This window comes from Myxococcus hansupus, assembly GCF_000280925.3.
In the GTDB taxonomy this organism is placed as follows: domain Bacteria; phylum Myxococcota; class Myxococcia; order Myxococcales; family Myxococcaceae; genus Myxococcus; species Myxococcus hansupus.
In genome coordinates, this window is the sequence record NZ_CP012109.1 from 4,362,744 (window position 1) to 4,383,040 (window position 20,297).

Genomic DNA, 20,297 nt, shown 5'->3' on the forward strand with positions numbered 1-20,297 from the left:
ACACGGTCCCGGTCGCGGACCACTTGAGGCGTACTCGCCCATCACCTCTTTCGAGGGTGTCCGCCAACCGAGACCACGGCGCATCAGAGCCGACGCAGGAACGCGATCAGATCGCTCTTCTGGTCAGGAGTGAGGGCCTCCGGTGGGCCTTCATTCTCTGGCGGATGCATCGGCGGCAGGTTGAGACTGGGGAACCGTCCCAGGACGAACTGACTGTAGAAGTCCACCACCTTGTGGAGCTCCACGGCGCTGTTGTCGTGGAAGTACGGGGCCGTGCGACCAATCCCACGCAGCGTCGGCACGTCGAAGGCCTCGAAATCGCTGGGGTTGCCCGTGATGATGGCTCGGCCGGGATCGGAGGAGAAGAACTGCGGAATCCGATTGGGGCCCACGAGGGGGTTTCCATCGGCGTCGATCTCGGGCTCGAAGTCCGACAGGTCTCCCCCTGTGAAGGGCGGAGGCTTCGGCGGCAGATCGACGACTCGCTCCGTGCGCGTACCGTCCGTGTAGAAGCGGTAGCGGTAACGCGGGAAGTTCACCGACTTGGTGAAGATTTCGGACTCGGGGTCGACCTGTCCCAGATACGTGACGAACGCTGCCCCGATGTTCATGAACCCGTTGCCCGGCGTCGCCGCGAGCACCGCCGTCGGCGGGTCGGTGGCGGGCACCTCGTACACCACGGTTCCGTCAGGCCTGAGGGCCGGGAACAACGAATCGTGGACCTCTTGATTCGTGAGGGTCACCTTGCTGGCCCCTCCGTGGCACGCCGCGCACGCGGCCTCGTACACCTCTCGGCCACGCTGCTCCGATGACGAGAGGCTCAGCGAATCTTCCACATCGGGAAGGCTCGACCCATCGCCACCACTCGCCAGGTGTCCTGCCACGATGCGGGCCCGGTCCGAAGTAAAGACGTCGCGCTGGAATGCGGCGATGCGCGCGAGCTCACTCGCGGGCACCGTCCCCCCTTCGCTGTGCGAAATGACGGCGGACTGCGCCTGCTCCTCCAGCGTCGCCAACCGGCCGTCGATCTGAAACGGCGCGGTCATCGCCGTGTCGGCAATCGAAGGGACTGACCGCCACACGAACAGCCTGCGGTCAGGCGGCGTCGTGACGTTGCCCTCCCCGTCAATCAAGTCCATGTTGTCCGGCAACGGGAGCCACACTCGCACGAGGCCCTTCTTCAGGTGCTCGTATGTCAAGGTCTCCGCGTTGGGGTCATCGGCGTCGATCGCGTTGAACAGCGGGTCGTCCGGGTTCGTCTCCAGCAAACGAGCCACATGGGTGGGCGTCAGCGTGAAGTTGTCCTCGGGCACGTGACAGGTGGCGCAGGAGCGCTTGTTGGCGCCTGGGAAGGGCAGCTCGAACAGCTCCTTCCCTGTGAGCACACTGCGCCGCGGGTCCTCCTCTTTGTCTGTGCGACAAGCGCCTGTCGCGACCAGCGCGACGGCCCCCAGGGTCCAGCATGACAGGTGGCTGACGAGGTGCCGGCGACGCATGCCGGCAGGCATCTGGAAACGTCTGCGAAACGGATTGGCTTTCATGCGCGTCCACTTGAGTGAAGGAGGGGCGGATTGGCTTTCGCATCGCCCGCGCTGCCTTTCCATGCACTCCCGACGAACCGTCGCGCACCTGCGACGACCTGAATCGTCGGACGCACGAACCGGAAATCCCCTGGTCGAAGCAGACACTCAGCACGACGAGCGCTGAGCGCCCTGCCCCACTCGCTCCAGACGAACGGTGCCGCTGTTGCGACGAGCCGTCGTACGGCGCGCACGAGCCGGAGATGCGGGCGCGCGACATTTTTCGAGGCGGCGTGGCGTCGGCAGGCAACCTTGCCAACCGCCAACGCGGACAGCTAGCTTGACCGCCTCTTGCAAAGCTCCGTTGCGCAGCATCCGATGCTTTTCGCTCGGCGGCGTTGGCTCGTCGGCATGGCCTTGGCCGTTGGCGTCGGCCTGCTCCAGACCGCCCCCGAGTTCCTCGAAGAGGAGCACCTCGCGAGCATCTCACTTCGATTCTTGCTCTGGGTGGTCGAGGCTCCAGTTCAACTGCTCGCGCTGTCCGCCACCTTCAACCACGGCGTCAAGCGGCAGCGCAGTCCGACGCGGGTCTTGGTCACCAGCCTCCTCGTCGCCGCGGTCATCGGGGTGCTCTTCGCCCTCGCCTTCGTGTTCGTGGTGGAAGGTCTCCTGGGGCTCGAACTCGACGGAGAGGGCCCGCTGTCACTCCCGCTCGCAGCAGGCTTCGGCGCGATGATGGGCATCTTCATCGCCGGTATCTGGGGGCTCGCCTTCGTGTCACCCCATGTGGCCGAGCAGACCCAACTCCGCGCGCTCGAGACGGAGCAACTGCGCTTCGAGGCCGAACAGCTCAGGGTTTCATCGGAGATGGCGCGGCTGCGCTCGCAACTCGAGCCCCATTTCCTCCTCAACACGCTCAACACCATCGCGGGGCTGGTGACGCAGAATCCGCGAGAGGCTCGGCGCCTGATTGGGTGTCTCGGGGACCTGTTGCGTGATGCGCTGCAGGGGCAAGAGGAGATGCAGACGCTCGACCAGGAAGTCACCTGGCTCCGGCGTTACGCGGAGATCCTCGAGTCGCGCCACGGGGATGCACTCCGCTTCGACTGGGACATTCCTCCTGACGTCGGCGGCGTGCTGCTGCCGAGACTGCTGCTGCAACCCCTGGTCGAGAACGCGGTCCAGCACGGCGCCCTGTGCCGAACCGGCGGCGGCCGGGTGGGCGTCCGCGCCTCGCTTCAGGAGACGGGCCCAGGGTTGCAGCTCGTGTGCACCGTGACGGACAACGGCCCCGGACTTCCGACGAGCGAGCCGCGCGCTGGAGCGCTCGGCCTCCACACGGTGCGGCGGCGGCTGGAGCTCAGGTGTCCCGGGTCGGTCTTGCAACTGCGCTCTTCAAGTGAAGGGACCTCCGCGGTCATCGAGGTTCCCGTGCCCCCAGGAGGACCAACATGAGCACGGAGGGTGGAGACAAGCTGCGTTCCCTCGTCGTCGAGGACGAGTGGGCGGCACGGAACTACCTCGTCGAACTCTTGGATGGCTCCAACCTCGCGCAAGTCACCGGCGCGGTCGCGTCCGCGGACGAAGCGAGGGAGCTCCTGCTCGGCGACGGACGTCACGCGTTCGATGTCGTGTTCCTCGACGTCCGTCTCTCCGGCGGCCGAAACGAGGGACTGGACATCGCGCGCGCTCTCTCAGCGCTGCCACAGACGCCCATGCTCGTGCTCGCGACCGCATTCAATGCGCACGCGCTCGAAGCGTATGACCTGGGCGTCGCCGACTACCTGCTCAAACCCTTCACCGAGCAACGCGTCGAGCAGTGTCTCCACAGGCTCCGAGCGCGCCGGCCGAAGCTGGAGCCCTCCGGCCCCCTGCGCATCGCCGCGAGGCGGCAGAAGAGCCTCGTCTTCTTCGACCGCGACGAGGTGTGGGCATTCGAGGCGGCGGAGCGCTTGACGCGAGTCCACACCGCCCAGGGCGTCTTCGATGTCGACCTGTCCCTCTCCGCGATCGAGGCGTCGTTCGGCCGTGCGCTCGCGAGGGTGCACCGCAACTGGCTGGTCAACGTGGCGCACATCAAGGAGTTCGAGCGCGACAGCGAGACCCGGGTCTGGGTGGGCGAAGGGCTCATGGCGGACGGTCGCGGCATCCATGTGCCGGTTGCCCGTGAGCGCGCGCAACAACTCCGCGACATGCTGCTCGCGAGCGCGGCGGGTGTGCGCCGGAGAACTTGAATCCCTCGCTCACGCGGGCCCCCGGTGAATGGATTGTCTTTCGGTCTACGGCTGCCTCGCGATGTAGCCACACCGCCGCCTACGTGATGCGGCGGTACGGCGCGCGAGCGATGAGAACTCCATCGCTTGCGCGTCCGCGGGCCTACTCAGTGAGAGCGGTAGCAGAACTGCCCCGGGTCCCCCTGGGTGCAGTCCTGGGGACACGAACGCGCTGTCTCTCCGGGGCAACACGCTCCGTTCCCGCAGAACTCACCCTGCGGACAGTCAGAGGGACACGTCCTCCGCTCGCCCAGCTCACAGATGCCGTCGCCACAGACGGCCAGGGCCGCTTCCGACGTGGTGAGTGACTCATCCGCGCCGTCGGACTCGACGACACCCGCTCCACAACCCACGGCGAGACCCACGGCCAGGGCCAACACAGCACTCCAAGCTGCCTTCATCGGGACGCTCCTTGCTCGAGTTGCTCGGTGAAAGGGTTGCGCCCGGATGCTCGCACGGCGGGCGTGGCGCAAAAGATGCGCTGCGTCCAAGCCGTGCATCGCCGCTCGAATCCGTGTATCTACGGGGCCCGACTTTGCCAACTTCCCGACGTTTCCCGGACCTCGCTCGGAGGAGACCGCCATGCTGGACCGCCCGATGTACCTCAAGCCGAACGTCGCCATCGAGCCCCTGTACAACCAGTGGTACGCGTGGTGGTACCTGCTGTCCCCGGCGACGGCCCCCCTCTTCGTGACGAACCTGCACCAGAAGCTGATGCAGTCCTTCGTGGCGAACCCGGACGTGCACGTGGCGGCCCTCAAGAACCCGATGCTGATGGGCGGCCCGTTCATCAACCATCCGGCGGCGAAGGCGCCTCGCGTGAAGGAGCTCCTGGAGCGGACGCAGAAGGAGCAGGCCAACATGCTCGCGTACACCAAGGCGGTGGCCGAGCTGGAACAGCTCATGGCCCCCAACAACGGCGGCTCCCTGGAGAGCCTCTACGCCAAGGTGCCGGACCTGCTCCGCGGCTACGTCGAGCTGACGTATGACTTGAGCAACCGCGCCAGCGCGCGCTTCATCGAGCCGCTCCTGTACCGCAGCCCCTTCAACAAGGAGTCGTCCCAGAGCGTGACGCTGATGCAGGTGGACGGCGACTGGCGCCCCTACATCTTCAGCACGCCCCGCCTGGAGGAGGACACGCCGCTGTGGCTCAAGGTCCCCTACAAGCACGAAGGTCTGGACGCGCTCTTCCGCATGCGTCACACGCCCGGCTCGCCTGGGCAGGTCGCGGAGATGCTCGGCGTGCCCGCCTCCGCCGCCGAGGCCTTCGCCGCGCTGTTCACCGAAACGGAGCCCCGCCGCGCCGAGCGCTACACCGGTGAGGGCGTGCGCGTGCGCTACTTCGGCCACGCCTGCGTGCTGATGGAGACGAAGGACGTCAGCATCCTGACCGACCCCGTCATCAGCTACGAGTTCCCCACCGACATCCCCCGCTACACGCACTCCGACCTGCCCGAGCGCATCGACTACGTGGTCATCACCCACGGCCACGCCGACCACCTGATGATGGAGACGCTCATCCAGCTCCGGCACCGGGTGGGCTGCATCATCGTCCCGCGCAACAACGGCAACTCGCTGGCGGACCCGTCGCTGCGGCTGATGCTCCACCACAACGGCTTCAAGAACGTGGTGGAGATCGACGACCTCCAGGAGATTGAAGTCCCGGGCGGCTCCATCACCGGCCTGCCCTTCCTCGGTGAGCACAGCGACCTGGCCATCCAGGCGAAAACGGCGCACCTGGTGCGGCTGGGCGGCAAGTCCATCCTGATGGCGGCGGACTCGAACGCCATCGAGCCGCGCATGTATCAGCACCTGCGCGACATCATCGGCAGCATCGACGTGCTCTTCATCGGCATGGAGTGCGAGGGCGGCCCGATGAGCTGGATGTACGGCCCGCTGCTGTGCAATCCCCTGCCCCGGAAGATGGACCAGGCCCGCCGGCTCAACGGCTCGGACAGCGCCCGCGCCATTGAAATCACCAACTACCTGGCGCCCAAGGAAGTCTACGTCTACGCCATGGGCCAGGAGCCCTGGCTGCGCCACGTGATGGTCCTCGTCTATGACGACAAGGCGCCGCAAATCGTCGAGTCGAACAAGTTCCTGGAGCACTGCCGCGCCCAGGGCATCCAGGCCGAGCGCCCCTACGTGAAGATGGAGCGCATCTTCACCTAGCGCACCAGGGCGTCCGCGGTGGCCTCACGCCGCCGCGGACGGCCCCAGCAGGCCGCGCTGGCGCAGCGTCTCCAGCACCCGCCGCAGCCCGGCCTCCACGGAGTCCACGTCCGAGCGCACCGTGACGGCGGGTGTCTCGGGCGCCTCGTAGGGGTCCGACACCCCGGTGAAGTGCGTCAGTTCGCCCGCCAGGGCCTTCTTGTAGAGCCCCTTCACGTCCCGGGCGATGAGCACCTCCAGCGGCGCCTGGACGAAGACCTCCACGAAGGGGATCCCGGCCTCCGCCGCGAGCCTGCGGACCTCCTCGCGGGCGCTGGCATACGGCGAGATGGCCGCCGCGATGACGCCCACGCCGTGCTTCGCCAGCAGCCGGGCCACATGCCCGATGCGACGCACGTTCTCCTCACGGTCCTCGCGCGAGAAGCCCAGGCCGCGCGACAGCCAGGTGCGGACCTCGTCGCCGTCCAGCACCTCCACGGGCCGCGAGGGCGCCAGGTGCTCCCGCAGGGCGCGTGACAGCGTGCTCTTGCCCGCGCCGGACAAGCCCGTCAGCCAGAGAATGAAGCCCACCGGGTGCGCCATCGAGACTCCCTTGGCACGGCATGGGAACCCCGTTGCCACGCGCGTCTGACACGCGGGGACGCTAACACGGCGTCTGGGCTCGGGGGCTTGACCCGTTTTCCATGCCCGTGCGACAGAGGTGTCTCGTCATGCACAGCGCGTCCCACTCGAGCCCTCAAGCCCCCGACCGTTGGTTCCCCACCCGGAAGCCGCTGACGGACCCGCGCGTTCGGCTGTTCTGCTTCCCCTTCGCCGGCGGCAGCGTCGCCATCTACAACACCTGGGCCCAGGGCCTGCCCGCGGGCGTGGAGCTGTGCCCCGTGCAGCTCCCCGGCCGTGAGCGCCGGCTGTCCGAGAAGCCCATCGACAACCTGCCCGCCCTCCTGGACGCGCTGCTGCCCGCGCTGGCGCCGCTGCTGGACCGGCCCTTCGCCTTCTTCGGCTACAGCATGGGCGCGCGCATCTCGTTGGAGCTCGCGCGTCGTCTCCAGGCACGCAACGGCCCCCGTCCGCTGGGCCTGTTCCTGGGGGCAGCGGGACCGCCGGTCATCAACACCCGCGAGCCCATCCACCTGCTGCCCGAGCCCCAGTTCATCGAGGCCCTGCGCCGCTACGACGGGACGCCCGAGGAGATTTTCAAGCACCGCGAGCTGCTGGAGCTGGTGCTCCCCATGCTCCGCGCCGACTTCGCCATCGCCTTCACGGAGAACGGCGCGCAGCCGGCGAAGTTGTCGGTGCCCCTCTCCGTCATCGGCTCGCCCGAGGACAAACACGTCCCCACGGAGAACCTGGAGCGGTGGCGCGACGAGACGACGAGCGAGGACGTCCGCGTCCGGCTCTTCCCCGGCGGCCACTTCTTCATCAAGTCGCAGCGGGACGCCATCCTCGCGAACGTCCGCGAGGACCTGGCGCGGTGGACGGGCACCGCGGCCTGAGCCACCCCGCTACGCCGCCTGGAACCTGGGCGGCGTGTCTCCGGCCAGTGGCACGGTGAACTGCCAGCGCACGGTCAGCGGTGTGCCCCGGGGACGGTTCACCGCCACCGCCGCCTGGTGCCGCTCGGAGGGGCGCAACTGCACGAACTGCCAGGCCTCGGGGATGTCTCGCATGCGCGGATCGAACGAGATGCGCGGCGCCTGGTCCGGCTCCAGGTGGAAGGCGAACTGGTCCAGCGGCAGGGACAGTCCCGCGCCCCGCGCCTTGATGTAGGACTCCTTCAGGGTCCAGTACTCGAAGAACCGCTCGCGGTGCCGCTCCGGGGGCAGCGCCTTGAGCGCCGCCACTTCCGACGCGGCGAAGTAGTGGTCGGCGATCTCCACCGTCTCGCCGCTCCGCTGCGCGTCCTCCACATCCGCGCCCAGCTCCGAGTCCCAACCCACCGCCACCAGCGCCATCCCGTCCGTATGGGACAGGTTGAAGCGCAGCCGTGGCCCCCACTCCCCCCGCACCACGGGCCGCCCGTACTCGTTGGTGTCGAAGGCCCAGGCCTCCGGCGCCACCGGCGCGTAGCGTGACAGGGACAGCCGCACCAGCGCGTGGCTCACCAGGTACTGGCGTTGATGGCGCTCGAAACGGAAGCGCTGCTGCTTGTCACGCTCCTTCGCATCCAGCAGCGCCCAGTAGGCGTCCAGGAGCCGCCGGTCATTGATGCGCTCGGGTTCGACAATCCAGACATGGACCTCGTCCGGGCGCAGCGCCAGGGGCTCGAAGGCGGTGGACATGGCCGCTTTTTATCACCGCTGCCCGCCTGCCCTCGCGGGATTCGATGTCGGAGTCATGGCCACTGATGGCCAGTGAAGCTGACCCCCGAGGCAGTTGGCACACACCCTCGCCCCCTCCCACCTTCTCGTCGCTCAGGAGTGGGGCGCGGAGGCAGGGGGGGCCGCGAGAAGAGCCGCTGGTGGCGTGATGGGGGACAGGGACGGATGGAGCTCTTTCCAATTCAGTTACTCTTCATGGTGGTTCTGATGAACCGCTATGTCCTCGGGCCGCTGCTACGGCGCCTGAAGGGGCGGCAATTCGACCGCGTGGACGACACGTATCTGCCGCGTGTCGCCATCGTCATCCCGCTCTTCAACGAAGGCGAGGGCATCTACCACGGCGTGCGCAGCCTGCTGGAGCAGGACTACCCCAGCCATCTGTTGCAGATCGTCGTCGTGGATGACTGCTCGAAGGATGACAGCTACGCCTGGGCCCTGAAGGCGGCGGAGGGCAACCCCAACGTCATCGTCATGCGCAACCCGGAAAACATGGGCAAGCGCAAGGGCATCAACCGCGCGGTGAAGGCCGCCACCGATGCGGAAATCATCGTCTCGGTGGACTCGGACGTCATCGTGGACAAGGCCGCCGTGCGCCAGTTGGTGCGCCGCTTCGTCAGCCCCCGCATCGCCGCGGTGGGCGGGCGCACGTATGTGACGAACCGTCATCAGAACTGGATGACGCGGATGATTGAAATCAAGTTCCACTTCGCCCAGGAGTGGCTCAAGGACCTGGAGCGCAGCTTCCGTCAGGTGATGTGCCTGTCCGGTTGCCTCACCGCGTACCGCCGCCACGTGCTGCTGGAGCTGGAGCCCATCCTCGAGGCGCGCGCCATCGCGGGCATTCCCATCAAATACGGTGAGGACCGGTTCCTCACGCGGCAGATCGTCAAGCACGACTACGAGACGGTCTACACGCTGGATGCCTACTGCTTCACCGCGGCGCCGTCGACGCTGGCCGGATACTTCTCCCAGCAGCTTCGCTGGCGCCGCTCCAACCTGGTGGACCTGCTCGGCGGACTGTCCCACGCGTGGCGGCTGCACCCGGTGGTGACGGTCCATTACGTGTCACAGCTCGCGCTGCTGCTCTCGTACCCGCTGGTCATCGTGCACAACGTCCTCACCGGAGAGTTCTGGGACATCCTCGCCTTCCACTTCCTCGTCATCGGATTGCTGGGCGTCATCTACCGAATCGAGACGCGGCACCTTCCGGTGGAGCGGCGCGTTCACGGCGCCAGCTTCCTGCCCATGGCCCTGCTGATGCCCGTGACGTACGCGCTCTTCACACCGCTCGCACTGCTGACCCTGGACTCGGGGAGCTGGGAGACGCGAGGCAGCGCCAACGCCGCTCCCGCACCGTCCCCCGTGGACTCCGGGGGCCGCTTTCCTCCCACCCATGCTGGTGAGGGCTCTACGCCATGAACCAACGCGTCGCCAATCGGGTCAACAGCATCGCTGTCTCGGCCTACAAGTTCGTCGGTTCGCTGCTGCTCACGCTCATCATGCTGGGCCTGGTGTCCTTCCTCTCCGTCCAGGGCTTCTTCCTGGTCAGCCGGGGCTGGGTGTCACCCACGGTCATCTCGCCCACGGATGAGCAGATCCTCACCCTCAACACCCAGGTCGCCGCGCAGACGTCCGCGAGGGACCACGTGCTGTCGGACCGGCGCTCGGTGGAGAACCGCATCTCCGACGCGGAGCGCACCATCTCCGCGGAGCGCGCCTTCCAGCAGCGCTTCCTGGTGGCCCTGCGCGGTGAACGCGACGCCCGCGACCGGGTGGCGCAGCGGCTGTCGCTCCTGCGCCGCGAGTACAGCAGCGCCCGCGCGGAAATCATGCAGTCGAACCGCGCTTACGCGGGCCTGGCCCGCACGCGGACCGACGCCCTGTATGACGCCCGGCTGCTGGAGCAGGAGGAGAAGCTCACCATCAACCACCACCTGGCGCAGCTCGCACAGAGCAACCTGTCGCTGGCGCAGTCCTCGGTGGATCTGGAGACGCGGCTGGATTCGCTCCACCGGGAGATCGCCGGCCTCTCCGCGGTGCAGTCCGGCATGGGCAAGAGCGAGACGCCCCAGGGCATGACGTCCGACGTGCTGCTGCTGGAGCGCGAGTACACGCACTCCGTCCTGGAGCAGGCCCGCGCGGAGGCGACGCTCACCAGTCTCCAGACGGACCTGGCCGCCCTGGATGAGGTTGCGCTGCGCTACGACACGTTGATTGCGTCCCTGCGGGCGTCGCCGTACCTCAAGGCCATCGAGAAGGACCTCACGGTCGCCTTCGTGCCCTACGAGAACATCCCGAACGCGGAGCAAGGCACGCCGCTGTACGCCTGCGCGGCCAAGGTCGTCTGGTGCCACGAGGTCGGCGTCATCGGGCGCATCCTCGAAGGCGAGGTGTCCATCAAACACCCCATCCGCCAATACATGCTTCGCGGCGTGATGGTGGAGATCCAACTCACGGATGGACCTTCCGCCCGGGAAGACCTGCTGCACCTGGGCCGCCCGCCGCTGCTGCTGTGAGCCGACCCACCCTTGACTGGAGACGGCCTTGGGGCCGGAGACACTCGACTATGCGGAAGACCGTCACATGCGGCGCGCTCCTGTCGCTCGCCGCGCAGATTGCGCTGGCCCAGCCCGGCCCTTCTCCCGCGGGAGAAATCACGGCGTCCTCTGAAGAGGACCGGGCCGCCGGCTACTGCGACTTCGTGCGCGGCGTGGGCAGCGCGGAGGCCGCGCTCGAAGTGGCCCCCGAGCTGTTCGCCGCCTTCGGCGTGGTCAACGCCGGTGAGGCCACGGCGGGCGCCGGGACCACGCCGTTGGGGGAGCCGACGCCTCGGGTGACGGCGGGCGTCAACTACGACGTCGTGGGACTGTATCGCGGCCGCGCCATCCGCCGGCGCGCGGAGGCCGACTGCCGCCGGCAACGCGCCCTCATCGTGCTGGAGTCCGCCATCCGGCAGGGCAACGGCCTGGGCGAGGAGACCGCGTTGGAGGCCCGCGCGCGGGTGCTCGACGACGCCCTGCCCCACGCCGAGGCGATGCTCAAGGCCCTGCGCGATGACCTGAAGCTGGGCCAGGTGACGCTGGAGGAGATGAACGCGGTGCAGGTGCGGCTGGATGGGCTGCGGCAGCTCGCCACGACGACGCAGGTCGCTCGCGAGCGCCTGGCGGCGCGGCCCCGGTTCAAGGCCGGCGAGCGGCTGGAAGGCGTGCTGAACGAGCTGCGCGCCGCGGATGACCAGTTCGAGGAGTACAACGGTTCGCTGCGCCGCTCCCGCGCGTGGCGGCTGAGCCTGCGCGGCGGTTACGACCGGCTCATCGATGTCGACCAGGATGTGCCGCTCTTCGGGCAGCTCACGCTGAGCTACAACCTGGGCCACCTGTGGCAGGGCTCCGCGAATGCCCGGGCGCGGGAGGGGCGGCGCAAGGCGACCATCGACGACGTGTCGGGGGTGCCCCAGCGCGTCAACGAGCTGATCGCGGAACTGCGCGTCGTGCAGCGCACCGAGGAGGGACGGCTGCGCGAGGTGAGCACCCTGGTGTCGGACCTGGAGGCGCAGCTCCAATCGATGGAGGCGCTCCAGACGCGGGAGATTCGCCGCTTCCGGGGGTACGTCATGCTCGAGCTGACGCGGCTGCGGGCGGAGCAGGCCTATCTGCGCGCGCATGTGGAGTCGCTGCAGACGTTCCTGGGCGCGCGGGCACAGTGAGGCCGTTTGACGCCGGTGCGCACGCGGGGGCGGCGGGCCGACCCGCCACCACGGGTGGCCTCGCCACGGACCTTCCGGGGCGAGCGCGCGCGGTGAAGTGCATGGGCGACTCGCGGCGCGCGCGCATCGTGTGCGCGGTCCTGGCCGCGCTGAGCACGCAGAGCGCTGATGCTGAGGACTCGCGCGCCGGTCGTGTGCCCTCGCTTCCGATGACAACTCCTGCCCAGGCAGCCCCGCTGACGGCAGCCCCCTCGCGAACAGATGAACCGGAGCGGCCCCCTGCCCAGACAGCCCCGCTGGCGGCAGCCCCCTCGCGAATAGATGAACCGGGGCGGCCTCCTGCCCAGACAGCCCCGCTGGCGGCAGCACCCGCGCGAGCAGATGAACCGGGGCGGCCTCCTGCCCAGGCAGCTCCGCTGACGGCAGCCCCCGCGCGAACAGATGAACCGGGGCGGCCTCCTGCCCAGGCAGCTCCGCTGGCGGCAGCCCCCGCGCGAGCAGATGAACCGGGGCAGCCCCCTGCCCAGGCAGATCCGCTGGCGGCAGCCCCCGCGCGAACGGATGAACCGCAGCGCCCCCCTGCCCCAAGCACGCCCGGTCTGCCGGCGCGACAGCAGCAGGCGAAGAAGAAAGGCAAGGCCACGATGATTCCCATTCCGATCTCCCGCCTGAAGGTCACCGAGGGCAGCCTGGAGCCAGGCCCTGGCGAGCAGTTCCTCGTCGATGGCCCTCGGATGCGCGCGGTCGTCCAAGGCAGCTCGACGAGCACCGTGGAGCTGCGCTTCACCCTGCTGGGCCCCACGACGAACCAGGTGGCCCTGGCTTCGGGGGAACAGCGACAACAGGTGGGCCTCAAGCTGTTCGCCGTGGATGCGTGCAACGTGCTGTACGCGATGTGGCGACTGGCGCCGAAGCCGGGGCTCGTCGTGAACTTCAAGCGCAACCCGGGACAGCACAGCAGCCGCGAATGTGGCAACCGTGGGTACACCATCGTGCGGCCCGCTCAGCACGCGCTGCCGGGGCCACTCGAGCTCGGTGTGCCGCACACCCTGCGCGTCAGATTCGACGGACCGACGCTGCGCGTCTGGGTGAACGACACGCTCGCCTGGAGCGGCACGGTGCCCGAAGAGGCGCTCGTTCCGGGCGCTCCGGTGGGGATTCGCTCGGACAACGTCCGCCTGGCGCTCCAGCTCGCCGCGCCGCTTCGCTGAAGCAGCGCGGGTAGCAACGTCACGGAGCTCAGCTCGCGCAGGCAGCCAATCGCCGCCGGGCCCGCCACGTCACCGCGCGCTGGAGCGCGACGTCAGCCTCTGGCGCCAGCAGACACGCCAGGGCGGCTGAGGCGTGCGCCACGCTCGCGCCAGCCACGACGCCACTGCACCCACGAAGCCGCGGCACCTCCGCGACTTCGTGGGCGAACGCCCTCACCTCACACCTGCGGCTGAGGATCCACCGCGGGCGCCTGGGGCTTCTCCTCGCGCTCGGGGAGCACCTCCGCGCACAGCGAGGACCCGTTCTGCGCGCAGACGCCGCCCGCCTCCAGGTCGAACTGCCAACGGTGGCGCGGGCACACCAGGAAGCGGCCCTCCTCCACCCACCCTTCGGACAGGTCGGCGCCCTGGTGCGGGCAGAAGCGCTGGATGGAGTACCGCTTGCCGCCCGCCTCCACCACCGTGCGCTCGCGCTGGGACTCCGTGGAGCGGATGCCCTCGCAGAACTCGCGCATGTCCTCGATCTCCACACCCAGGAAGCCGTGCAGCACCGGCTCATACACGTCCGGGTTGCGGCTCAGCCTCAGGCGGAAGGACAGCAGGAAGTCCTCCCACGTGAGCTTCCGGTCCAACACGCGGCCCACGTCGGCGGCGCTCGTCTTCAACGTGTAGCGGACCTCTTCCTGAATCTCCGCCACCACGTGCACACGCCGCGCCTTGAAGTCCACGCGCAGCAACTGTCCCGGCGCCTCGGTCAGCTCGACGTACAGCGGCATCCCCACACGCTCGTGCAGGTCCAACAGGTCCAGCTTGCGCTGAAGCTCCGTGCGCAGCCGGTCGTGAATCTCCGCCACCTCCGCGACGAGCAGGTTGCGGCGCCGCTCGCGGAACACCGACTCCTGCCGCTTCGCGTAGTCCTGCAGGTACGCCTTGAAGTTCTCCGGCGTCACCCGCTCGGGCGACGTGGACGTGAACTCCAGCGACTTCGCGTCCAGCACGTCTCCCGGCATGGGCTCCAGGTAACGCGTGGTCCCCAACGGCAACCGCTGCTGGAGGAACGCGAAGAGCTGCGTCGCGTTCGGGAAGATGTTCACCTTCTCGAAGTTGAGGTGGAACTGCGCCGGGTCCAGGAACGCCGCCGGGCCGGCCGCGGCGATGTAGGCCCGGGGCTGGATGACCTCGAGCGTGCGCGCCACCGCCTCGAACTTGCTCTCCCGCTTCTTCAGCGAGATGGAGGCATACGTGTCCGGCGCGTACTCGTAGCAGGTGGGGTGCCAGATGGCCCCGGAGAACTGCGCCGAGAACACGTCGATGGGCCCCTCCTCCGCGACGATGCGCGCCATCCGGTCGTGCAGCTTGCAGTCGTTGATGTTGAGGAAGCACTGGCCATCCCCGCGCACCATCACCGCCGAGTCGCGGTTGGTCCCCTGCTCGGACACGAACAGCTTGATGTAGCCGTCCTTGATGGGCACCTCGTGGCCATCCTCGCAAGCGATGACCCGCTTGCAGCCATACCTGGCGAACACGTCCTGCAGCTCGGAGCGGTGGAAGCGAGGCACCAGCACCGTGAAGTCGCGCTGCCGCACCGTGGCCAGGAACTCCGGGTCGAAGTGGTCCTTGTGCTCGTGGCTGACGTAGAGGAAGCGCTCCTTGCCCGGCGTCTCCAGCTTCTCCCGGACGAGCGGTGCCAGGTGGTGGTTGCACGGCAACTGCATCCAGGCCGAGTCGAAGGCCCCTCGGGACGACAGCCATGGGTCCATGACGACGAGCGCCCCCGCCGTTTCGACGATGAACCCGGCGTGGCCCAGAAACGTAATCAGCATGGGACGTCTTCCTCTCTGACAGCCAGCGGGCCGGCCTGAGCGCCGAGCCCGGACACAGGGCCGCCGGCGGCTGGCTGGCGCGTCGGCGCCCGCAAGGTGGGGCGCCCGCAGTCCCACGGGCCACCCGCCCGGGAGATGGATGCCGCCGTCCATGGACGCACGAAGGGCGCGAAGGTCCCTTGCAGGTCCTCCGCGCCCTCGCGCCAACAGACAGGTGCTACGTCACCGGCTCACTCCGGCTGGATTTCACGAACGGACAGCCACTTGAAGTCCACGTCCTCGGTGCTGTCCCAGCGGAACGTGGCGATGGGACCGCCCCAGGTGATGGGCATGGCGCCCACGGAGCCGCCGCAGTGCTCGGCGTCCCCGCCCCAGTCACCCGCGTCCACGAAGTCGTAGACCTTCTGCCAGGAGACCTTGTCCGCGTTGTCGTTGAGGTACAGCTCCAGGTGCACGGCTTCCTTGCCGTTGACCTGCGTGTTGCGCATCACGGCCTTGAAGCCCACCCACCGGCCCGTCAGCGGCGTGGTGGCCTCCTTGTACGGCGCCGCGTCGTAGGAGACGTGCCACGTCTCCTTCTGGTAGCGGACCCGGCCGTCGAAGTGCAGCGCGGCCTTGTAGCTGCTGCCCTCGCAGCCCTCGTACTTGTCGTTGTGCTTGCCGCCACGCGCGTACAGGTCGAAGTTGTCCGACATGTCGGACGCCGCGTTGAGCTTCACGAAGCCCGTCATCTCGATGTTCTTCCAGTCGTTCGGCGACTGCATGTAGCCGCGGCTGGCGAGCACTTCACGGTCGTACGTGGCGATCTCGTTCGGCTTGTAGCCCGTGGACGTGAAGACGGCCATGCGGACCTTGTTGCTCTTGAGGTTCCAGGAGCCGTCCGAGTTGCGGGTGATGTCGTTCTGGGGGTCGAACCGCTTGTCCGACGTCGCGTTCTCCGCGAGGAACCACTCCTCACCGCCCTGAAGGGTCGGGTGGAGCATCGTCACGCCGAACCGGTCCTCACCGGACTGGGAAGGCTCCTCGGACTCGTCGGTCGGCTGCTCCGGATTCGTCGAGGGCTCCTCCGGGGGCGTGGTGGCGACCGGCTCGTCCGGCGAGTCTTCATCAGAGGTCCCGGGCGCCGGCGTGCCAGGGGTCTGCCCTCCAGGCGTCTGCTCGGACGGAGAGGGAGCAGGCCGCTGAGGGGTCTGACCAGGGGGCTCGGTCCGCCCTGGCTCATTGGGGTCCTCGTTGCCAACGTTACTTCCGCAGCCAGTGATGGCAGCCAGAGCGAAGAGCGCGCCGCACGTCGAGGACAGAAAACGGTTCCGAGTCAAAATAGCGTCCTTACTGCTTGAGGCATGAGCGTGACGAAGCCCCCGGCGCCCATCGCCGGGAGTGGGGTCGTCGCGTCGGGCCCGTCGGGAGGGGGGGGGACAATCCTCAGGGACGGTGACGCCTGGCTGGTCTCATAGCCCCGTGTTTGATTTTTCCAACCGGGACGATTCCAAACCCATCGCCTTCCAGACCCCATCCCGAACCATCGGGAGGTTTTTGACTGTCCGTATGCCCTCCAGGCCTCGGGACGGGCGCGCCGCAATTTGCCAGGGTCCTTCGGTTTTCCCGATGGACTCCTCCTGGAATTCCTATTTGTAGAAGCCTCGGGTGACTCCTATCTGACGCTCCTATATGGAAACCTTCCCAAGCGTCGGGAGCCCGGGCCTGTGGGCCGGCTTCGTCGCCTTCGTTGTCGCGATGCTGGCGCTCGACCTCGGCGTCTTTCACCGCAAGGCTCACGTGGTGAAGTTCAAGGAGGCGCTGGGCTGGAGCGCCATCTGGGTCAGCCTGGCGCTCGTCTTCGGCGTGGGTGTCTGGTGGAAGTTCGGGCCTGAGCCGGGCCTCCAGTTCATCACCGGCTACCTCATCGAGAAGTCGCTCTCCGTCGACAACATCTTCGTCTTCGTCGTCATCTTCTCGGCGCTGCGAATCCCGTCGCTGTACCAGCACCGGGTGCTCTTCTGGGGCATCCTCAGCGCGCTGGTGCTGCGAGCCATCATGATCTTCGCGGGCGTGGCGATGCTGGCCCGCTTCCACTGGCTCATCTACGTCTTCGGCGGCTTCCTCATCCTCACGGGCGTGAAGCTGTTCCTCCAGCGCAACAAGGAGGACAACCCGGAGGACGGCGCGCTGATGCGGCTGGCCCGGAGGACCATCCCCTCCACGCCCAACTTCGACGGGCACCACTTCTTCACCGTGGAGAACGGCCGCAAGCTGGCCACGCCGCTGCTGATGGCGCTGCTGCTGGTGGAGGCGTCGGACATCCTCTTCGCGCTCGACTCCATCCCCGCCATCTTCGCCGTGACGACGGACCCCTTCATCGTCTTCACGTCCAACATCTTCGCCATCCTCGGCCTGCGCTCCATGTTCTTCATGCTGGCCGGCGCGGTGGAGAAGTTCAGCTACCTGAAGGTCGGCCTCTCCGCGGTGCTCGTCTTCGTCGGCACCAAGATGGCGATCATCGACTTCGTGAAGGTGCCGCCCGCGGTGTCCCTGGGCGTCATCGCCGGCCTGCTGGGCGCGAGCATCGTCGCCTCGCTCATCAAGGCGCGGCAGACGCCCACCGTCGAAGTGCCCAAGGCCTGAGGCCGCGTCCCGGCCCACTCCGTGACGTCCGCGGGGTGGGCTTCTTGCTTTCGCGTGGGTGCCGGAATCGTGGCCCGCAAAGCAGAAAGGCCGTGAGTCCTGATTCGGACTCACGGCCTTTCTTGAGTGGGCGCAGCAGGGTTTGAACCTGCGACCCCTGCCGTGTGAAGGCAGTGCTCTACCGCTGAGCTATACGCCCTTCTGCTGTCTGCTGCCCGCCGCCGGTGTTGCCAGCGGCGAACGCGGGTGTAGATGCCATTCGCCCGCTCAGGTGTCAACGCATTTTCGACTACAGCCTGCCGAGCTTCTCTTCGAGCTCACGCAGCCGGCGCTTCAGGCCGGAGAGCTGCTTGCCCACGGCCTTGAACTCGCTGCGGGGCGCGAAGTTCAGCGCCTTCAACAGCTCCTCCTGGCCGCGGTCGAGCGCCTGCTTGCCACGCTGGGCTTTGCCAATGGCGTTGGCGATGGCCATCGCGCGGCGGTCGTCGGCCATGAGCTTCTCCATGGCCTTGCCGGACACGTTGAGGGCCTGCTTCTTGAGGTCGTCCGCGATTCCCATGTGCTCCCCCGCTCAGGGCTCGTCGATGTACTGCGTCTGCAACTGCGCGAAGACGCGATCGGCGATGCCCTTGTATTTCATGCGCTCGATGAGCGGCTGCAGATCACCCTTCATGGAGATGCGGCGCTTGAGCACCGCCTCCACCGGATCCAGCGTCCCCTTGAGGAGCTGCTTCCAGACGCTGTAGGGCGCCCGAGCCAGATACACCGGCTCGATTTCCTCCAGGTCGTCTGGATCCGCCAGCACGCGCGCCTTCTCGATGCGGCAGTCGCCGGGGACGACGTGGACGACGAAGGTCTTCGCCAGCTTGCCGGGCTCGGCCTCCACCACCGCCCCGAAGTCGCCGGTCCAGCCCTTGCCGGCCATGGCGCATTCGGGATCCTCATTGGTGAGGCGCACGGCCTCATCCAACCACTCCTTCGACGGGAACTTCGCCATCTGGACTCCTAGCCCCTCCGGAAGATGCTCTTGATGCTGGAGAAGAGCCCCCGGTCGTCGCTCCCGCTGCTGCTGGAGCTGGGCACCTGCTGTGTATTGCGCGACGCGACTTCCTGGAGCGCCCGCTTGAGCTGCTCCGGCGTGTCGCGGGTGGCGAGGTCCACCTTGCGCATCCCGCTCGCTTCCTCCACCGTCACCTGGAGCAGACACTCCTCGGTGAGGCGAAAGTCGATCTTCCGGCCCGCCGCGGCCGAGGGCACGCGCACGGTGCCCAGATACTCGTTGTCCACCAGCAGGTCGCTGTCCCCCTGGTAGATGTCCAGCTCGATGAAGGGCGAGCCCGGCTCCTTCGGAGGCGGCAGGCGGAAGCTCTTCACCATGGGGATCAGCGAGTTCTTCTCGATGATGCGCTTCACGCGGCCGTTGGGCATCGCGTAGCCAATGGGCATGGACAGCGCGTCCAGCAGCGTCACCGCGTCGATGCTGCCCAGCGAGTCGCCCAGCAGCGCCGCGCCCAGGGCCACGCACTCGTCCGGGTGGACGCCCTTGCGCGGCGCCTTGCCGAAGTGCGCCTGAATCTTCTGCTGCACCAGCGGCATGCGGCTCTGACCGCCCACCAGGATGATTTCGTCGATCTCCGCGCGGGAGATGCCCTTCTCCTCGAGGACGCGGTCGCAGATCTCGAAGGTGCGGTCCACCAGGTCGCCGGTGAGGCTGTTGAGGAACTCGCGCGTCAGCGGGATGCGCAGATCCAACGGCTTGCCCTTGCGCTCGTCGATGAAGGGCAGGTCGATGACGACGTTGGGGATCAGCGTGAGGTCGATCTTCGCCGCCTCGGCCGCGTTCTTGATGCGCTGGAGCGCGATGGGGTTCTCCGTGCCGAGGTCGACCTTGGTCTCCTCGCGGAAGCGCTCCAGCACGTACTCCATGATGCGGTTGTCGAAGTCCGCGCCGCCCAGGAAGGCGTCGCCGCCCGTGGCCAGGACCTCGAAGACGTTGCCGGCCAGGTGCAGCACGGACACGTCGAAGGTGCCGCCGCCCAGGTCGTAGACGAGGACCTTCTGATCCAGGCCCCGGTTGAAGCCGTAGGCCAGCGCGGCGGCGGTGGGCTCGTTGACGATGCGCTTCACGTCGAAGCCCGCCAGCCGGCCAGCCTCCTTCACCGCGTTGCGCTGATTGTCGTTGTAGTAGGCCGGGACGGAGATGACGGCCCCTTCGATGGGCCCTCCGAGGAACTGCTCCGCGATGGTCTTCACCTGGCCGAGCACGAAGCTGGAGACCTGGGGCAGCGAGTACAGCTTGCCGCCCATCATCACCGCCGCGTCGCCGTTGGCGCCCTCGACGATGTCGTACGGGAAGTACCCCTTCAGGTCGTCCACCGACTTGGAGTTGTACTTCCGGCCGATGAGCCGCTTGGTCCCCCAGAGCGTGTTCTTGGGGTTGGTGACCATCTGATCCTTGGCCACCCCGCCCACCAGCAGATCACCACGCGACGACAGCGCGACGACGGAGGGCAACGTGAGGTTGCCGCGATCCGTGGGGACGATCTTCGGGATGCGGTTGCGGACGGACGCCACCAGCGTGTTGGTGGTGCCCAGGTCAATCCCGATGATGCGAGGTCTGTCCGCCATGAAGTGAGGGGGCGCGCG

18 protein-coding genes and 1 tRNA gene are annotated in these 20,297 nt (G+C 67.7%); 9 read left to right on the forward strand and 10 right to left on the reverse strand.

The genetic code is table 11. The annotated features are described in order from the left end of the window. Positions 1–83: 83 nt before the first annotated feature. Positions 84–1,385, reverse strand: a complete 1,302-nt coding sequence (locus A176_RS16545; protein ID WP_002640556.1) for a cytochrome c peroxidase — start codon at positions 1,383–1,385, stop codon at positions 84–86. A 546-nt stretch (positions 1,386–1,931) separates the two neighbouring features. Between A176_RS16545 and A176_RS16550 the strand changes: the two genes are divergently transcribed. Next, positions 1,932–2,975: a sensor histidine kinase gene (locus A176_RS16550; RefSeq protein WP_002640555.1), complete on the forward strand. Its 1,044-nt coding sequence runs from the start codon at positions 1,932–1,934 to the stop codon at positions 2,973–2,975. Next, positions 2,972–3,754, forward strand: coding sequence for a LytR/AlgR family response regulator transcription factor (locus A176_RS16555; RefSeq protein WP_002640554.1), 783 nt, complete (start codon positions 2,972–2,974; stop codon positions 3,752–3,754). Before A176_RS16550 ends, A176_RS16555 begins: the two co-directional genes overlap by 4 nt. Positions 3,755–3,900: 146 nt before the next feature. Here A176_RS16555 and A176_RS38025 read toward each other — a convergent pair whose 3' ends face one another. Further along, complete coding sequence (locus tag A176_RS38025; RefSeq protein WP_226994347.1) at positions 3,901–4,194, reverse strand: hypothetical protein; 294 nt, start codon at positions 4,192–4,194, stop codon at positions 3,901–3,903. Between the two features lie 181 nt (positions 4,195–4,375). Here A176_RS38025 and A176_RS16560 point away from each other — a divergent pair, with 181 nt between their 5' ends. Beyond that, the gene (locus A176_RS16560) at positions 4,376–5,965 is read left to right on the forward strand and encodes an MBL fold metallo-hydrolase (protein WP_002640553.1); all 1,590 of its coding nucleotides are present in this window, start codon (positions 4,376–4,378) and stop codon (positions 5,963–5,965) included. 24 nt (positions 5,966–5,989) lie between these two features. Here A176_RS16560 and cysC read toward each other — a convergent pair whose 3' ends face one another. After that, positions 5,990–6,547, reverse strand: coding sequence for an adenylyl-sulfate kinase (cysC, locus tag A176_RS16565; protein ID WP_002640552.1), 558 nt, complete (start codon positions 6,545–6,547; stop codon positions 5,990–5,992). 128 nt (positions 6,548–6,675) lie between these two features. Between cysC and A176_RS16570 the strand changes: the two genes are divergently transcribed. After that, complete coding sequence (locus A176_RS16570) at positions 6,676–7,461, forward strand: thioesterase II family protein (protein ID WP_002640551.1); 786 nt, start codon at positions 6,676–6,678, stop codon at positions 7,459–7,461. Positions 7,462–7,470: 9 nt separating this feature from the next. Here the strand turns inward: A176_RS16570 and A176_RS16575 are convergent, their stop codons facing one another. Then, positions 7,471–8,247, reverse strand: coding sequence for a 4'-phosphopantetheinyl transferase family protein (locus A176_RS16575; protein ID WP_002640550.1), 777 nt, complete (start codon positions 8,245–8,247; stop codon positions 7,471–7,473). Between the two features lie 204 nt (positions 8,248–8,451). Between A176_RS16575 and A176_RS16580 the strand changes: the two genes are divergently transcribed. The 4 genes from A176_RS16580 (at position 8,452) to A176_RS16595 (ending at position 13,203) form a co-directional block, all read left to right on the forward strand. Next, complete coding sequence (locus tag A176_RS16580) at positions 8,452–9,705, forward strand: glycosyltransferase family 2 protein (RefSeq protein ID WP_002640549.1); 1,254 nt, start codon at positions 8,452–8,454, stop codon at positions 9,703–9,705. Then, the gene (locus A176_RS16585; RefSeq protein WP_002640548.1) at positions 9,702–10,802 is read left to right on the forward strand and encodes a hypothetical protein; all 1,101 of its coding nucleotides are present in this window, start codon (positions 9,702–9,704) and stop codon (positions 10,800–10,802) included. Before A176_RS16580 ends, A176_RS16585 begins: the two co-directional genes overlap by 4 nt. Before the next feature lie 50 nt (positions 10,803–10,852). Beyond that, a complete protein-coding gene (locus A176_RS16590; RefSeq protein ID WP_002640547.1) occupies positions 10,853–11,992 on the forward strand; it encodes a hypothetical protein in 1,140 nt (379 codons plus the stop codon). 644 nt (positions 11,993–12,636) lie between these two features. Beyond that, entirely contained in the window at positions 12,637–13,203 is a 567-nt protein-coding gene (locus A176_RS16595) for a hypothetical protein (protein WP_002640546.1), read from the forward strand. A 218-nt stretch (positions 13,204–13,421) separates the two neighbouring features. Here the strand turns inward: A176_RS16595 and A176_RS16600 are convergent, their stop codons facing one another. Both A176_RS16600 and A176_RS16605 read right to left on the reverse strand, forming a co-directional pair. Further along, complete coding sequence (locus tag A176_RS16600) at positions 13,422–15,026, reverse strand: Rieske 2Fe-2S domain-containing protein (protein WP_002640544.1); 1,605 nt, start codon at positions 15,024–15,026, stop codon at positions 13,422–13,424. A gap of 230 nt (positions 15,027–15,256) precedes the next feature. Beyond that, positions 15,257–16,345 (reverse strand): hypothetical protein, encoded by a 1,089-nt coding sequence (locus A176_RS16605; protein ID WP_002640543.1) that lies wholly within the window; start codon positions 16,343–16,345, stop codon positions 15,257–15,259. A gap of 352 nt (positions 16,346–16,697) precedes the next feature. On the opposite strand from A176_RS16605, the gene A176_RS16610 reads away from it, so the two are divergent. Beyond that, positions 16,698–17,651 (forward strand): TerC family protein, encoded by a 954-nt coding sequence (locus tag A176_RS16610; RefSeq protein WP_002640542.1) that lies wholly within the window; start codon positions 16,698–16,700, stop codon positions 17,649–17,651. A gap of 127 nt (positions 17,652–17,778) precedes the next feature. On the opposite strand, the gene A176_RS16615 is transcribed toward A176_RS16610, so the two are convergent. The 4 genes from A176_RS16615 to A176_RS16630 all read right to left on the reverse strand — a co-directional run bounded on the left by A176_RS16615 (position 17,779) and on the right by A176_RS16630 (position 20,279). Beyond that, positions 17,779–17,850 (reverse strand) — tRNA-Val (locus A176_RS16615). A 90-nt stretch (positions 17,851–17,940) separates the two neighbouring features. Continuing rightward, positions 17,941–18,210, reverse strand: coding sequence for a hypothetical protein (locus A176_RS16620; protein ID WP_002640541.1), 270 nt, complete (start codon positions 18,208–18,210; stop codon positions 17,941–17,943). A 12-nt stretch (positions 18,211–18,222) separates the two neighbouring features. Beyond that, positions 18,223–18,648 carry an SCP2 sterol-binding domain-containing protein gene (locus A176_RS16625; RefSeq protein ID WP_002640540.1) on the reverse strand — a complete coding sequence of 142 codons (426 nt, stop codon included), beginning with the start codon at positions 18,646–18,648 and terminating at the stop codon, positions 18,223–18,225. Positions 18,649–18,656: 8 nt separating this feature from the next. Further along, positions 18,657–20,279 (reverse strand): Hsp70 family protein, encoded by a 1,623-nt coding sequence (locus A176_RS16630; protein WP_002640539.1) that lies wholly within the window; start codon positions 20,277–20,279, stop codon positions 18,657–18,659. Positions 20,280–20,297 lie beyond the last annotated feature (18 nt).